This window comes from Actinoplanes hulinensis (assembly GCF_019429605.1).
Taxonomy (GTDB): Bacteria; Actinomycetota; Actinomycetes; order Mycobacteriales; family Micromonosporaceae; genus Actinoplanes; species Actinoplanes campanulatus.
On sequence record NZ_JAHXZI010000024.1, the window covers coordinates 123,187 to 137,999 of the forward strand.

Consider the following 14,813-nt stretch of genomic DNA (forward strand, 5'->3'; position numbering starts at 1 on the left):
CGTGACCCGTCGTTCCATCAGTGAAGGGCGTCCCGGATCGCGATGATCCAGCAGCCGGGATGCCCTTCACTGTCCACACCGGCTCGCGGCGGGCCGGTCCGGTGTCGGCGCGTCACGGCTTGCCGACTGCCACCCGATGGAGAGCTCGAAGACGGGCCAGACGCGGGACGGAGGCGATTCGGCGGCTGAGCTGGAAGTCGACTTCCGCGCCGACGTGCTTTGTCCGGTACTGCCGCTCGCCAGGGACCAAGGCATCGACCTGGGTGGTTGGTAGCCTGTGGCGGTGCCGACCATCATCCACGTCGCCGCCACATTCGACACGCCATGACGCCGAATCCGCGCCGCGCCGTCCGCGCGATCATCCTTGATGAGGACGACCGGATCCTGCTCTGCCGGTTCGTCTTTCCGCACCCGGCGGTGCCCGAAGAGGCGAAGGTCGTTTGGGCGGCCCCAGGCGGCGGCATCGAACCCGGCGAGGACCAGCTGACGGCTCTGCGCCGTGAACTGCTCGAGGAGACCGGTTTGGCGATCACCGCCGATCCACCGCACGTCTGGCACCAGGAAGTATTGGCCGCCGACCATGCGGCGGGCGCCGGCGGCATCATCAACGACTACTTCCTCGTCCGCACGGCCCATTTCCAGCCCCGCGGTGAGATGACCGACGACCAACTCGCTGCGCTGGAGAATCTGGCTGGGTTCCGGTGGTGGCACCTCGCGGAGATCGCCGGCTATACGGGATCTGACCTGTTCTCGCCCCGTGACCTCACAACACCTCTGACAGCCCTTCTTACCGCGGGGACACCGGACCAGCCGGTCCAACTCGGCCTCTGACAAAGCGGTGAACTGGTCCGCCGGTCGCGGAACAGCCGGCCGCGTGGTGATCAGCCGGTCGGCAGCTCCGTCCGGCGTGCCCGCCATTTGCTCGGGCTGTCGCCGAATCGGCGGCGGAACCAGCGGGTGAACGCGCTGGGGGCGGCGAAACCCAGCAGGTCGGAGATCTCGGTCAGGCGGTAGCGCTTGTTGGAGAGGTAGCGTTCGGCCAGTCCGGCGCGGACCAGGTCCACTGTCGAGGTGAAGGTCTCCCCGGTGGCGGCCAGGTGCCGGTGCAGGGTTCGCCGGTCCATGCCCAGGCTGTGAGCTACCTCGTCGGCGCCGCAGCGGCCGGTCGGCAACAACACTTCCACCAGGTCCCTGACCCGGTCCGTGGTGGTGACGCCTCGTGGCGCGGCCAGCGAATCGAACATTCCGTCATGGCGGCTGACGGGTTCCGCGCCGGCGAGTATGTTCGCCGTGCCGAGGTCCTTGGCGTAGAAGACCAGGCCGGTGAAGTCGTGGCCGAAGTGCACGCGACCGCCGAACAGCCGGTGGTGGGTGTCGGCGTTCTCCGGGGCGTCGTGCGTGAAACACGCCGCCAGTGGCTGCCACCGCGAGCCGACGACCTCGCGGACGATCCCGTGCAGGGCGCCGACCGCGAGTTCCTCGGCCTGGGCCGAGGGCGCCGGCTCGCCCATCTCGAACCACAGGCGGACGGACGCGAGCCCTTCCGCCTCCACCAGCCGGATCCGGATCGCCTCGTTGTAGGTGTGTTCGTAGCGGATCAGCAGGCTGAGGGCGTCACGCAGAGTGCTCTCTCCGCGCAGGGCGAGACTCAGCGGGCCCAGCGTCGACAGCCGGCGGTACTCGGCCAGCCTCAGCCCGAAGTCGGTGTGCCCGCAAGCTCGGGCGGACAGCTCCAGCAGGCGGGCGACGCGGACTGCCGGCACCCATTTGTCGGGGGTGGCCAGGTCCGCCGGATCGAGATCGACGGCGAGCATCAGGGCATCGGGATCGATGTCAAACGATTGAGCGAGCTGTAGATAGCCGCTCAACGTCGCATATCTGATAGAAGGTCGCAAACATTCCTCCGCAGTGTCCCGGTGGGGCAAGAAAAATGTCCCGCTGAGTAAAGCATGTGGCGAGCGTCACGCCTACTGTTGCCCGTATCACGGGTCGCTCGCCTCTGGCGCGCGCCGTTTGTGAGTCCGGCCGGCACCTATCCCTGGAGGTAAACCGTGGCGAAGGCCATCCGCTTCTACCGATCCGGCGGGCCGGAGGTCATGCGATGGGAGCCGGTCGAGGTGGGTGAGCCGGGTCCGGGCGAGGTTCGGGTACGGCATCACGCGGTCGGTCTCAACTTCGCCGACACCTACTTCCGCAGCGGGCTCTACCCTGCCGAGCTGCCCGCCGGCCTGGGTGTGGAGGCGGCCGGTGTGATCGAGGCGGTCGGGCCCGGCGTCCCGGGCTTCGCGGCCGGTGACCGGGTGACCTACACCGGTAGCCCGCTCGGCGCGTACAGCACCTGCCGGGTCATGCCGGCCGCTTCACTGATCAGGCTGCCGGACGCCATCTCGTTCGAGACCGCGGCCGCCATGACCATGCGTGGCCTGACCTCCGCCTACCTGCTGAGGCGTATCGCGACGCTGTCGGCGGGTGACACCGTGTTGCTGCACGCGGCGGCCGGTGGTGTCGGGCTGATCTTCACGCAGTGGGCGAGCCTGCTCGGTGTCAACGTGATCGGCACGGTCTCCACCGACGAGAAGGCCGCGGTCGCCCAGGCGCACGGCTGCGCGCACACCATCGTCTACCCGCGCGAGGATGTGGCCGGCCGGGTGCGTGAGCTGACCGGTGGCGCGGGTGTGCCGGTCGTCTACGACAGCATCGGCGCGACGACCTTCCAGCAGTCCCTCAAGTCGGTGCGGCGTCGTGGGCTGCTGGTGTGTTTCGGCACCGCGTCCGGTCCGGTGCCGCCGATCGACGCGATGCAGTTGGCGATTCACGGCTCGGTGTTCGTGACCCGCCCGGCGCTGGCCGACTACATCGCGGATGAGAGCGAGCGGGCCGAACTCGCGGGGGAGCTGTTCGAGCACGTCGCGGCCGGTCGCATCAAGATCCAGATCAACCAGCGGTTCCGGTTGGAGGACGCCGTCGCCGCCCACCGGGACCTCGAGGCCGGCCGCAGTATCGGCTCCTCGGTCCTCACCGTCGACTGACATCCCCTCTACCCACCGGAGGTACCCCATGCAGGACACCATCGATCCGGCTGTCGAGCCGGTGGCAGCGCCCGCGAGCCCGTTCGAGGTGCACCCGCTCACGGTGCACATCGGCGCGGAGCTGCGCGGTGTGGATTTGGGTGAGGTTTCGCGTAACAGTGATCTGTTCGCCGAGTTGAGGTCGCTGTTGTTGCGGTACAAGGTGTTGTTCGTCCGGGATCAGGACATCAGCCGGGCCGAGCATGTGGCGCTGGCCGAGCGGTTCGGGCCGCTGGAAGACCATCCGGTGGCCGGCAGCGACCCCGACCACCCCGGGCTGGTGCGCATCTACAAGGACCTGGACAGCCCGGCCGAACACTACGAGAACGCGTACCACTGCGACGCGACGTGGCGGGAGGCGCCGCCGATGGGCTGTGTGCTGCGGATGGTCGAGGGTCCCCCGGTCGGCGGCGACACGATCTGGGTGAACATGGCCGAGGCCTACCGGCGGCTGCCCGAGGACGTGAAGGCCCGGATCGAGGGGCTGCGGGCCCGGCACAGCATCGAAGCGTCGTTCGGCGCGAACATGCCGGTCGAGCAGCGGCTCGCCCTGCACGAGCGGTTCCCCGACGCCGAGCACCCGGTGGTCCGTACCCATCCGGAGACCGGCGAGAAGGTGCTGTTCGTCAACGCGTTCACCACGCACTTCACCAACTTCCACACGCCCGCGAACGTGCGGTTCGGGTTCGACTACACCCCCGGCGGCAGCGAACTGCTCAACTATCTGATCCGTCAGGCCGCCGTCCCGGAGTACCAGGTGCGCTGGCGGTGGACGAAGAACAGCTTCGCGATCTGGGACAACCGCAGCACCCAGCACTACGCCGTACAGGACTACTGGCCCGCCGTGCGAAAGATGGAACGCGCCGGCGTCATCGGCGACAAGACCTTCTGATCCCCTTCCCGGTACAGAGGAGACCCCCCATGCACTTCCTTGACGATTCGTTGTGGCCCGAGACCCAGGAGAAGCTGGTCATCACCGCCGCCCCCTACGGGCCGGAGTGGGAGCCGGGCGACTTTCCCGAGGACATTCCGGTGACGATGGACCAGCAGGTCCAGGCCGCGGTCGACTGCTACAACGCGGGCGCGACGGTGCTGCACATCCACGTGCGGGAGCTCAACGGCAAGGGCTCGAAGCGGATGTCGATGTTCAACGAGCTGCTCGGCCGGCTGCGCGACGCCGTACCCGACATGATTCTGCAGATCGGCGGGTCGATCTCCTTCACCCCGGAGAACGACGGTGAGGCCGCCAAATGGCTCGAGGACGAGGCCCGGCACCTGCTGACCACCCTCGACCCGGCACCCGATCAGGTCACCATCGCGATCAACACCAGCCAGATGAACATCGTCGAGTTGATGACCGCCGACGACATCGCCGGCACGTCGTTCGAGCGGCCCGCGCTGCACGAGGCGTTCCGTAACATGGTCGTCCCGGCCGAGCCGGCCTGGGTCGAGGAGCACCTCAAGCGTCTGCGTGCGGCCGGAATCCAGCCGCATTTCCAGCTCGCCCACAGCGCACAGCTGGAGACCGTCGAGCGGCTGGTCCGCCGGGGTGTCTACACCGGGCCGCTGAACATCAGCTGGGTGGCGATCGGTGGCGGCTTCGACGGCCCGAACCCGTACACCATGATGGAGTTCATCCGGCGGGTGCCGGACGGCGCGAGCCTGACCCTCGAATCGATCATGCGCGCCGTGCTGCCGATCAACACCATGGGCATCGCCATGGGCCTGCACACCCGCTGCGGCAACGAGGACAACCTCTGGTACGGCCTGGGCGAGAAGATGACCTCCGTCCACCAGGTCGAGCAGTTGGTCCGGATCGCCGGGGAGCTGGGCCGTAAGGTGGCCGACGGTAAGGAAGCCCGGGACATCTACAAGATCGGCGAGTACTGGGACAGCGCCGACGAAGCCCTCGCCAAGCTCGGCTACCCGCCCAACCGCAAGCCGGGACAGCTCGGCTTCACCTTCCACGCCTGAGTTCGCAGCCCTGATCCGCTCGCGTGGGGTGCGCTGCGCCGTACCCCACGCCTTCACCCCCCTCTGGTCACTCATACCGCGTTCCCCCTGGCTCATTCTTGGAGCGATCATGGCCATGCCCGTCAGCGCGGATGTCGCGTCGCCGGCCGCACCTTCCATCCGGGTCTCCCGGGTCTTCCCGTGGGTCGTCTTCACACTCACCTTCGGACTCCTGCTGTCGGACTACATGTCACGGCAGGTCCTGTCGGCGGTGTTCCCGTTCCTGAAAGAGGAGTGGGGGCTCACCGACACCCAGCTGGGCAGCCTGACCAGCATCGTCGCCCTCACCGTCGGCATCCTCGCGGTCCCGCTGTCGCTGGTCGGCGACCGTTGGGGACGGGTGAGGTCGATCGTCGTCATGGCGGTCGTCTGGAGCCTCGCCACGCTCGGCTGCGCACTCGCCGCCGGATACGGGCACCTGCTCGCGGCCCGCCTGCTCATCGGTGTGGGCGAAGCCGCGTACGGCAGCGTCGGTCTCGCCGTCGTCCTCGCGGTCTTCTCCGCACGACGGCGCGCCTCGCTCACCGGCGCGTTCATGGCCGCCGGCTCCTTCGGATCAGTCCTCGGCGTCGCGCTCGGCGGCGTGCTCGCCGTCCAGTTCGGATGGCGCTGGGCGTTCGCCGCCATGGGCATCTTCGGACTCGTGCTCGCCGGCCTGTACCTGGCGGCCGTCAACGAACGCAAACTGGCCGCGCACAAGGTCGACGACAACGCCGACACCGGCCCGTCACTGGCGGCCGGACAGCGGCGCGCCCGCCTGAGCACACTGTTCTCCACCCCCGCGGTCGTGTTCGCGTATCTCGGCGGCGGCCTGCAACTGTTCATCACCGGCTCGCTGTTCGCCTGGCTGCCCAGCTACTTCAACCGGGCGTACGACATGGCGCCGGACCGGGCCGCCAAGGTCGCCGCACTGTTCATCCTGATCATCGGGGCCGGCATGGTCGTCTGCGGCCTGATCACCGACCGTGTCGGGCGGGCCCGGCCGACCGGCAAATGGACCACCGCCATCGTCTTCGCGACCCTGACCCTGATCTTCCTCGGCACGGGTTTCGCGGTACAGCCAGGCGGAGCGCAGATGCTGCTGCTAGCGCTGGGCTGCTTCTTCGCCGCAGGCACGACCGGCCCCACCGGGGCGATGGTGGCCCGGCTGACCCACGAATCGATCCGGGCCACCGCGTTCGGCACACTCACCCTCTTCAACAACGTGCTCGGCCTGGCCGCCGGACCGCTCGTGACCGGCGCCCTCGCCGACCGGCTCGGCCTGGAGACCGCCATGCGATACGTCCCACTGGCGGCGGTGGCCGCCGTCGTCCTGCTGATCGCGGGACGGCAGGCCTACCCGTCCAGCATCCGGCGCCTCGAACCCGCGACGGCCACCGACGCTCAGGACGGGGACACCGCGTGACCCCCGGCCCGGGCACGGTGATCATCACAGTGCCCGGGCTCCGCGGGCACGTACCCGACCACTGGCAGACCAGGCTCGCCGACAGCCTGGCGAACGTTCGGCCCGTCACACCGCTCGGACGGGAGAATCCGAGGCTGGACGAGCGGGTGACGGCACTGCAACTCGCGGTCGAGGCGGCCGGCGAACCGGTCGTCATCGTGGCGCACAGCGCCGGCGTGATCGTCACCGTCCACTGGGCCGCCCGCCATCCCGGAACCGCCCGGCAGGTGCGGGGCGCGCTCCTGGCCACCCCACCGGACCTGGCGGCGCCACTACCCGCCGTCTACCCCTCGCTGTCCGCCCTGGCCGACCACGGCTGGCTACCGATACCCCGGCTGCCGCTGCCCTTCCCCAGCATCGTGGCCGCCAGCTCCGACGACCCGCTCGGAGACCCGGCACGGGTGCGGGCCCTCGCCGACGCCTGGGGCAGCCGCCACCACGACCTCGGCACCGTGGGCCATCTCAACCCGGCATCCGGCTACGGCCCTTGGCCGGGAGCCGGGCCGCTCATCAACGAACTCGACCACGCAAAGGCACCGCGATGATCCTCAACCTCGCCACCCTGCTGGAAGACAGCGCCCGACGGCACCCGGACCGCGACGCGGTCGTGCTCGGCGACACCCGGCTGTCGTACGCCGACGTCGACCGGGCCGCTGATCAGGTAGCCGGCCTGCTGGTGGACCTGGGAGTCCAGCCCGGCGACCGGGTCGCCCTGTCCTGCCCGAACCTGCCGTACTTCCCGATCGCCTACTACGGCATCCTCAAAGCGGGCGCGGTCGTCGTACCGCTGAATGTGCTTCTCAAAGCCCGCGAGATCGCCTATCACCTGGCAGACTCGCAGGCCACGGCATACCTGTGCTTCGAGGGCACCGCCGAGCTGGCGATGGGTGCCGAGGGGTTCGCCGGCTTCCGGCAGACGCCCGGCTGCGAGCAGTTCCTGCTCATCACGGCCGACCCGGCGGCGGCCTCGCCGATCGAGGGCGCGCGCACCCTCGGCCAGGCGCTCGCCGGCCGGTCCGGCCCCTTCGACACGGTGGCCACGAGCGAGACCGACACCGCGGTCATCCTCTACACCAGCGGAACGACCGGGCAGCCCAAAGGCGCCGAACTGTCGCACGGCAACCTGGTGTTCAACGCGCTAACCTGCAACCGCCTGTTCGGCAACCTCGCCACCGGCCACGAGCGGCATCTGATCACGCTGCCGCTGTTCCACTCGTTCGGTTCGACCGTGCAGATGAACGCCGGCTTCGCGGTCGCCTCGACCCTGGTGCTCCTGCCACGGTTCCAGGCGGAGCAGGCGGTCGCGCTGCTGCAACGGGACAGGATCACCTTCTTCGCCGGGGTGCCGACGATGTACTGGGGCCTGCTCGGCGCGCTGCACGAGGGTGTCGACGTGGCGGAGATCGCTCGCAACATGCGGGTGGCCGTCTCGGGTGGCGCGTCGCTCCCGGTGGAGATCATCAATCAGTTCCAGGAACGGTTCGGGGTACAGATCCTGGAAGGGTACGGCCTGTCCGAGACCTCACCCGTCGCCACCTTCAGCGACCCGGAACGTGATCCCCGTCCCGGCTCCATCGGCGTACCGATCTGGGGTGTCCAGGTGAAACTGATCGACGCCGAATGGAAGACGATCGAGGGTGCGGACCAGATCGGCGAGATCGCCATCCGCGGCCACAACATCATGAAGGGTTACCACCGACGGCCGGAGGCGACCGCCGAGGTGATGCGGGACGGCTGGTTCCGGACCGGGGACCTGGCCCGGCGGGACGCGGACGGCTTCTACTACATCGTCGACCGTGCCAAAGACATGATCATCCGGGGTGGCTTCAACGTGTATCCCCGCGAGATCGAGGAGGTGCTGCTGACCCACCCGGCGGTGTCCCTCGCCGCCGTCGTCGGGGTGCCGCACTCCTGCTACGGCGAGGAGGTCAAGGCCTTCGTGATCCGTTCCGGTGCGGTCACCGAAGGCGACCTGATCGCCTGGTGCCGCGAGACCATGGCGTCCTACAAATACCCCCGCATCGTCGAGTTCGTCGACGAGCTGCCGATGACGGCGACCGGCAAGATACTCAAGCGCGAACTGGCCGGTCGTTGACCGCGACGGACGTCGCCGCCCAGGCCCCGGCCGGCCGCCACCAGCAGCCGGGTCTCGCACCCGGCCTGCTGGTGGCCGCGGCCGGCCTCGGCGGCGCGCTGCTCGGCCACCGAATCGTGCCCCAGATCGGCGTGCTCACCTGGGCGGTCGCCCTCGGCGTCGCGGCCGCCAACCTCAACCTGCTGCCCCGCCGCGGCCGGGCCGTCCTCGGCCGGCTCACCAAGCGGCTGCTGCGAGTAGGCGTGACATTGCTCGGGTTCTCGGTGTCGATCGACGCGATAACCGCACTCGGCGCACCCGTCATCGCCGCGGTCGCCGGCACGCTGCTCGCCACCCTCGTGGGCACCACCTGGCTGGGCAGCCGGATGCGCCTGGGCGGGCCGCGAAGCCTGCTCATCGGCACCGGTGTGGCGATCTGCGGCGCGGCGGCCATCGCCGCCATGGAGGACGCCGCCGAAGCCGACGAGGAGGACGTCACCACCGCCATCGCGATGATCACTCTGTTCGGCACGATCGCGCTGACGGTGTTTCCGCTGCTGCGCTCGCCGCTCGGTCTCGACGACGTGCAGTACGGCGTGTGGACCGGCGCGGCGGTACACGAGGTCGGCCAGGTCGTGGCCGCTGCCAGCCCGGCCGGCGCGGCCGTCGTCACCGTCGCGGTCGTCGTCAAACTCACCCGGGTACTGCTTCTCGCCCCGGTCGTGGCCGGCGTGAGCGCGCTGCGCCGGATCCGTTCACCCCGTACCGGCGGCGAGACCGCACGCCCTCCGCTGATCCCGCTGTTCGTCCTCGGCTTTCTGGCCTGCGCGGGGTTGCGCAGCGCGGGTGTCGTACCGCAGCCGGCGCTCGGCTGGATCGGAACACTGCAGACGATCTCGCTCGGCGTCGCCCTGTTCGGCATGGGCGCCAGCGTCCACCTCGCCTCACTGGTACGCCGCAGCAAGGCCGCGGTCCTGCTCACGGCGGCGGCCACGCTCTTCATCACGGCCGGCGCGCTCGGCGCCACCCTGCTGGTCGTACACGGCCGGCTGTAGGCGTTGAGGCTGCCGCCATGCTCGCCGTCAGGTGCCGACTTCCACGACCGAAGCCGGGTGGCCGACTTCCCGCCCATTGGTTGGCGTGTCATCCTCACATCTGTGGAACCGGGACGGTTGTTCTCCGATCCGACAGCTGCGCCGATCCCGCCGCAACAGGTGGCGCGACACCTCGGCCGGCCGGACCCGGTCGAAGCGCTGGCGCGTCTGCGCGCGGGCAACGCCCGATTCACTTCACGAGCCGTGCATCCCGGCAGCTTCTTCAACAGCGGCGTCGACGCCCAGCCCTACGCGGTCGTCGTCGGCTGCATCGATGCCCGGGTGCCGGTGGAAACGGTGCTCGGCCAGGGCATCGGAGCGATCTGTGTCGTCCGTTCCGCCGGCCACGTACTGGACCGCGCCGTGATGGGCTCGGTCGAGTTCGCCGTGACCGAGCTGCAGGTGCCGCTGGTGGTGGTGCTCGGCCATGACGACTGCCGCGCGGTAGCCGCCGCTTATGAGGCGGTCCGCACCGGACGCCGGCCCGCCGGTGGACGCCAGTTCCTGATCGACCAGATCACGCCCGCGATACCGGCGGCCAGACCGGCCGACTACAACCTCGACAAGGCCACACGCGGCCACATCCATCGGACAGTGGCCACTCTCAAGCAGGCCGCCTACCTGAAAGAAGCGCTCACGGCCCGCCGCATCGACGTCGTCGGCGCGATCTACCGACTGGAAAACGGTCGCATCGAGATGCTGTAGGAGCCGACGGTGGAGATGATCGAGAAACTCGTTTCCCGGACGGATGCCGCCTACCAGCGATGGTTGGCGTCGGTCACCGACGACGTCGACGCCGATGGAGTGTACGTGTACTGCCGGGAATCCCTGCCGGAGCGCAACACGACCTACGAGATCGGCGAATGGCTCACGGGCTACCTCATGATCGGCCAGGACGGCGACCGGGGATTCTTTCTCAGGTGCGACGGTGGCGGCCCGGTGTTCCGGGCCGACCTGGGCGGTCTCGGCGAAGTCGACCTCGAGGTGGTCGCTCCCGCGTTCGAGGTGTGGCTGCGTTCCGGTTTCGCCCTGCCGTCCGAACCGGAGCCGGACATGCCACTGACCGCCGACGTCTATATAGACAGGTTTCCGGTCGATGGAGTTGCGCTGCTGATGCGTGCAAGGAAGCTGCTGGGTGCGTACTGGCGGGTCGGAGATCTTAGGGGCTATCTCGCCGCCCAACCGTTCCTGGCGGCGAGATCAGCCCCTTTGTACGCGCTGCGCCGCCGCCTGGAACACGCCCCCGAGCTGCGGCCATACCTGTTCTACGCCACCGGCCACGGCCTGGAAGCGGTGTGGCCGGCCGACAGCCCGGAAAGCCGGTGACTCGGCGGATCGCATGGCGAGCCGTTGTGCGCACGGGGCTGGAGATTCGGCGCGCGGAAAGCGCCACCCGCGATCTCCCTCCCGGCGCGTGACGCCGGCGGGGCGTCGGCGATGCTGGGAGCGTGGAGTACGTGTCCAGAGTGCCGCGACCGCCGCTGGACGGGCTGATCGACGACCTCTACTACCTGGAGGGTGCGTCGCCGTACGCCCGGCTGATGCTGCCGCCGATGCCGGCGGCGTTGTTCATCGTCAACCTCGGGGCGCCGTTCCGGATCCGCGCCGGCACCGACATCGAGACGGCCGAGTACGCCGACGGCTGCGTGGTCACGATGCCCACCCGCGTGTTCGAGTTCGGCTACCCACCCCGGACCCGGTCCGTCGGCGTGCACTTCAAACCGTGGGGGCTGGCGCCGTTCCTGCCGATGCCCGCGGCCGAGCTGTGTGACCGGCCGGTGACGATAGAGCAGGTCTGGGGCCGGCCCGCCACTGCTGAGCTGCGAGACCGGCTGGCCACGGCGGACGGGCCGCACGAGATGCTGACGCTGCTCGAGGAGGAGCTGACGCGACGGCTGTGCGAGACCGCCGGCCTGGGGCTGGTCCGCCATACGAGCAGCGTCATCGCGGCGACCAGCGGGGCGGTGGCGATCGGCGACCTGAGGGTGGCAGCCGGTGTCAGCAGCACTCATCTGGTACAGCGGTTCAAGGAGCTCATCGGCGTCACGCCGAAGCGGCTGGCCCGCACCCACCGCTTCACCACCACCCTGTTGTCGATCGACCCCGCCGGACCGATCGACTGGAGCGAACTCGCCGGTGCCGCGGGCTACTTCGACCAGGCCCACTTCGGCCACGAGTTCCGGGCGTTCACCGGGCTCACGCCGACCCGGTACCTCGAAATCCGGCGGCGGTTCCTGCGCGAACATCCCGGCCACGTACTGGACGGCTGGTCGTTGCCGGCCGATTGATTTCATACAAGAGCGACAGCTCACGAAACGATAATTTGGGGGCATCCCGAAGCAGAGGAGAACCCCGTGGGCAAGGTGGTCATGTACAGCTCGGTGTCGGTGGACGGCTTCGTCGCGGACGAGAACGACCAGCCCGGACCGCTGTTCGACTGGCTGTCCAGCGGTGACGTCCCGTTGGACGAGACCGGCGTGGTGAAGGTGTCGCAGACGTCCTACGACTACACCCGGCCGTACTGGGACCAGATCGGGGTGACGATCTGTGGCCGCCACGTCTTCGACCTGACGGACGGCTGGGACGGAAAGCCCCCGAGCGGGGTCGGCCACGTGGTCGTCGTGACGCACCGGCCGGAGCCCGAGGGCTGGGACCCCGAGGCGCCGTTCCACTTCGTCGACGGCGTCGAGGCAGCCGTCGCCAAGGCGCGGGAGCTCGCGGGGGACCGCCTGGTCGAGGTCGCCGCCGGCGAGGTCGGCGGCCAGGTGCTTGCCGCGGGCCTGGTCGACGAGGTGCGCATGGACGTCGTACCCGTCGTGTTCGGATCCGGAAAGCGCTACTTCGGGTCGGTCGACGCGCAGCACCTGTTGGAGGATCCGGACGTGGTGATTCAGGGCAACCGGGTGCTTCACCTGCGCTATCGGGTACGCCGTTGACGGCCGCCGGCTGTACTACTGATCGACGGTGAAGATGACAGCACGGTTCGCGGCCGCGGCTTCGAGGTAGAAATCGCGCATTCGTGTGAACCAGTACCAGGTGTAGTCGAAATCCTCATCGCTGAGCACGCCCTGGTAATCGTCGGGGTCGATGCGGTTGTAGCGCTCACGCATCCAGGACTGATCCACCGATTTGAGGGCCTCAGCGACCTGAGCGGCTTCGCCGGCGCGCAGGTGCGCCACGACGTAGTCATCGCCTTCGTAGTGGTGGCCGACGCCGAGCACCGCCATGTCCAACGGGGAAAGGCGCCGGCCGCAGCCGAGCGTGCCGTCGCTCAGGCACCGATGGATGGCATCCCAGGCTTTGTCCGTCTCGCAATCCAGAGGTACGCCATCCCAGTCGCCCATCTCGACCTCTTCGACGAACGCCCGAACCTCGGCGTCGTCGCGCGTCGCCATCAGCGCGGCTTCCTGGCCCTCCGTGAGCGCAAAGAACATTCCCCGACATGCCACACCCGGCAGGGTACGTGAGCGCAAAAGGGGAATCGGCGTTATGTCGTAACCACGCAACACCACGGTGAAGGAGGACGTCGTGGGGGATGCTGCGGCGCGTCTTCCCTCTGCTCGACACTGCGGATCATGCCGCACGACCTGCAGGCTATGCCGAACCGGGCCACTCGTCGGTGAGCAGGGCATAGCCGACGCAGTCGAGCCACTCGCCGGATCGATGCAGGGAATCCCGGACGGTGTAGAACTCACGGCGCATCCCGACGCGTTCCATGAGTCGCCACGACGCCTCGTTGGCGGCGAAGCAGGTGGCCGTCACTCAGGTCGAGGGACACGTTCATCCAGTACACGAACCGGCCTGGCATGAGCCCTCCAGGTGATAGCGGTCTGCCACTGCTAGCCGTCACCCTAAATAGAGTGATAGTAATCTGCAATCACTTGCGAAGGGGCTGTCGATGGATCCCGCGCCACGCTCGGGCTGCCCGATCAATCAGGCGGTCGAGGTCCTGGGCGACCCGTGGGCGATGCTCGTGCTGCGCGACATCATGTTCGGCGACCGGCGTCACTTCCGCGAACTGCTCGCCGGCAGCGAGGAAGGCATCGCCCCGAACATCCTCAGCAGCCGCTTGCGGCGGCTCTCGGATGCGGGTCTGCTCACGCGGCAGGAAGCCCGGCGTGGGCAGCGGGCGGCCTACTCGCTCACCGAAGCCGGTATCCAAACGTTGCCGATCATGGTGGCGCTCGGCTCGTGGGGCCTCGCCCACCGCAGCGGCGAACGTCGCCTGCGGGTTCGTGCCGAATTGCTACGCGACAGCGGCCCGGGACTACTCGCTCGTTTCATGGACGATCTGCGCCACCTGCGCCTCGGCGTGCCTCGGCCGGATCCTCACGCTCCGCGAGCGGCCGACGAGCTCCGCTCTGCCTACGAGGCCGCATTGCACGAGTAAGCGTGCCGGCAATCTCCACCCCGGTCCGGCGTCACTGTGGACCAGCTCACTACGTCACCAAGGGCAACTGCGGGAACTGCCGGCGACAGAGCCGGTGCCGGCAGCGACGAGCCCCGAGCGCGCGTTGTCTGCGGCTGATCCGTGCACTCGATCTTGGTTGCGCGATGCTGGGGACGGGGAGCGCACGTCTCCGCGTGGCGGACCACGTCGTACTGCGGCTCGACCGCGCAACGGCGGAAGACCTCTACGTCACCTTGTACGAGGCCGGCGAACCCTCTACCGGGAGGGCGACCCCGCCCCGGCGCCCGCTACGCGCGTGGCGGCGATCAGGGCCAGAACACCCGCACCGAGGACGGGTATTCCGATCGACAGGATGCCGAGAAGGCCGAGTGCCACCATCATCACGCCCGACACTGCCAGCACCGACCGGCGCCCGGGCGCTGCTCGCGCTACACCATAGATCGAAAGAAGCGCTGCGATGGCAAGTCCGGCGAGGAACCAGGCCGCTACCTGACCGCCCTCCTGACGTATCAGTCCGACATAGAAAACGATCATGATCAGGGCGATCGCGCTCGCAGTCGCCGCCAGAGGATCCCAACCGTTTGTCAATGGCCAATCAGTTCGCCCCAGAGGCGGCCAGTAGTTGTCCCCGCTGGCGGCCACGGTTTCTCCCCGCTGGCGGCCAGATAAGTTCCCCGCCGTGGGGTGGTGCTGGATCAGTGCAGGGCTT

The 14,813-nt window shown here is 68.7% G+C and carries 17 protein-coding genes; 13 read left to right on the forward strand and 4 right to left on the reverse strand.

Annotated features, from left to right (window positions below; translation table 11 throughout):
* Positions 1-324 precede the first annotated feature (324 nt).
* A complete protein-coding gene (locus tag KZ829_RS35965) occupies positions 325-831 on the forward strand; it encodes an NUDIX hydrolase (RefSeq protein WP_220148290.1) in 507 nt (168 codons plus the stop codon).
* 50 nt (positions 832-881) lie between these two features.
* Here KZ829_RS35965 and KZ829_RS35970 read toward each other — a convergent pair whose 3' ends face one another.
* Entirely contained in the window at positions 882-1,925 is a 1,044-nt protein-coding gene (locus tag KZ829_RS35970) for an AraC family transcriptional regulator (RefSeq protein ID WP_308285808.1), read from the reverse strand.
* Positions 1,926-2,051: 126 nt separating this feature from the next.
* Here KZ829_RS35970 and KZ829_RS35975 point away from each other — a divergent pair, with 126 nt between their 5' ends.
* The 11 genes from KZ829_RS35975 (at position 2,052) to KZ829_RS36025 (ending at position 12,629) form a co-directional block, all read left to right on the forward strand.
* Positions 2,052-3,029, forward strand: coding sequence for a quinone oxidoreductase family protein (locus tag KZ829_RS35975; RefSeq protein ID WP_220148292.1), 978 nt, complete (start codon positions 2,052-2,054; stop codon positions 3,027-3,029).
* Positions 3,030-3,057: 28 nt separating this feature from the next.
* A complete protein-coding gene (locus tag KZ829_RS35980; protein ID WP_220148293.1) occupies positions 3,058-3,960 on the forward strand; it encodes a TauD/TfdA dioxygenase family protein in 903 nt (300 codons plus the stop codon).
* Positions 3,961-3,989: 29 nt separating this feature from the next.
* Positions 3,990-5,042, forward strand: coding sequence for a beta-keto acid cleavage family enzyme (locus KZ829_RS35985; RefSeq protein WP_220148294.1), 1,053 nt, complete (start codon positions 3,990-3,992; stop codon positions 5,040-5,042).
* Between the two features lie 109 nt (positions 5,043-5,151).
* Positions 5,152-6,486, forward strand: coding sequence for an MFS transporter (locus tag KZ829_RS35990; protein WP_220148295.1), 1,335 nt, complete (start codon positions 5,152-5,154; stop codon positions 6,484-6,486).
* Positions 6,483-7,070, forward strand: a complete 588-nt coding sequence (locus tag KZ829_RS35995; protein WP_220148296.1) for an RBBP9/YdeN family alpha/beta hydrolase — start codon at positions 6,483-6,485, stop codon at positions 7,068-7,070. The genes KZ829_RS35990 and KZ829_RS35995 overlap by 4 nt, the downstream gene beginning before the upstream one ends.
* The gene (locus KZ829_RS36000; protein ID WP_246636835.1) at positions 7,067-8,620 is read left to right on the forward strand and encodes a long-chain-fatty-acid--CoA ligase; all 1,554 of its coding nucleotides are present in this window, start codon (positions 7,067-7,069) and stop codon (positions 8,618-8,620) included. Before KZ829_RS35995 ends, KZ829_RS36000 begins: the two co-directional genes overlap by 4 nt.
* Complete coding sequence (locus tag KZ829_RS36005; RefSeq protein WP_220148297.1) at positions 8,617-9,654, forward strand: YeiH family protein; 1,038 nt, start codon at positions 8,617-8,619, stop codon at positions 9,652-9,654. Before KZ829_RS36000 ends, KZ829_RS36005 begins: the two co-directional genes overlap by 4 nt.
* Before the next feature lie 57 nt (positions 9,655-9,711).
* Positions 9,712-10,398: a carbonic anhydrase gene (locus KZ829_RS36010; protein ID WP_308285809.1), complete on the forward strand. Its 687-nt coding sequence runs from the start codon at positions 9,712-9,714 to the stop codon at positions 10,396-10,398.
* A 9-nt stretch (positions 10,399-10,407) separates the two neighbouring features.
* The gene (locus KZ829_RS36015; protein WP_220148298.1) at positions 10,408-11,019 is read left to right on the forward strand and encodes a hypothetical protein; all 612 of its coding nucleotides are present in this window, start codon (positions 10,408-10,410) and stop codon (positions 11,017-11,019) included.
* 122 nt (positions 11,020-11,141) lie between these two features.
* On the forward strand, positions 11,142-11,981 hold the full coding sequence (locus KZ829_RS36020) for a helix-turn-helix domain-containing protein (protein WP_308285810.1): 840 nt from the start codon (positions 11,142-11,144) through the stop codon (positions 11,979-11,981).
* A gap of 66 nt (positions 11,982-12,047) precedes the next feature.
* Complete coding sequence (locus KZ829_RS36025) at positions 12,048-12,629, forward strand: dihydrofolate reductase family protein (RefSeq protein WP_220148299.1); 582 nt, start codon at positions 12,048-12,050, stop codon at positions 12,627-12,629.
* Between the two features lie 15 nt (positions 12,630-12,644).
* On the opposite strand, the gene KZ829_RS36030 is transcribed toward KZ829_RS36025, so the two are convergent.
* Complete coding sequence (locus KZ829_RS36030) at positions 12,645-13,127, reverse strand: DUF1877 family protein (RefSeq protein WP_220148300.1); 483 nt, start codon at positions 13,125-13,127, stop codon at positions 12,645-12,647.
* 160 nt (positions 13,128-13,287) lie between these two features.
* Positions 13,288-13,455: a GNAT family N-acetyltransferase gene (locus KZ829_RS36035; RefSeq protein WP_220148301.1), complete on the reverse strand. Its 168-nt coding sequence runs from the start codon at positions 13,453-13,455 to the stop codon at positions 13,288-13,290.
* A gap of 136 nt (positions 13,456-13,591) precedes the next feature.
* On the opposite strand from KZ829_RS36035, the gene KZ829_RS36040 reads away from it, so the two are divergent.
* Positions 13,592-14,083, forward strand: coding sequence for a winged helix-turn-helix transcriptional regulator (locus KZ829_RS36040; RefSeq protein ID WP_220148302.1), 492 nt, complete (start codon positions 13,592-13,594; stop codon positions 14,081-14,083).
* Between the two features lie 276 nt (positions 14,084-14,359).
* On the opposite strand, the gene KZ829_RS36045 is transcribed toward KZ829_RS36040, so the two are convergent.
* A partial coding sequence (locus KZ829_RS36045) for a hypothetical protein (RefSeq protein ID WP_220148303.1) occupies positions 14,360-14,813 on the reverse strand: 454 nt, incomplete at its 5' end.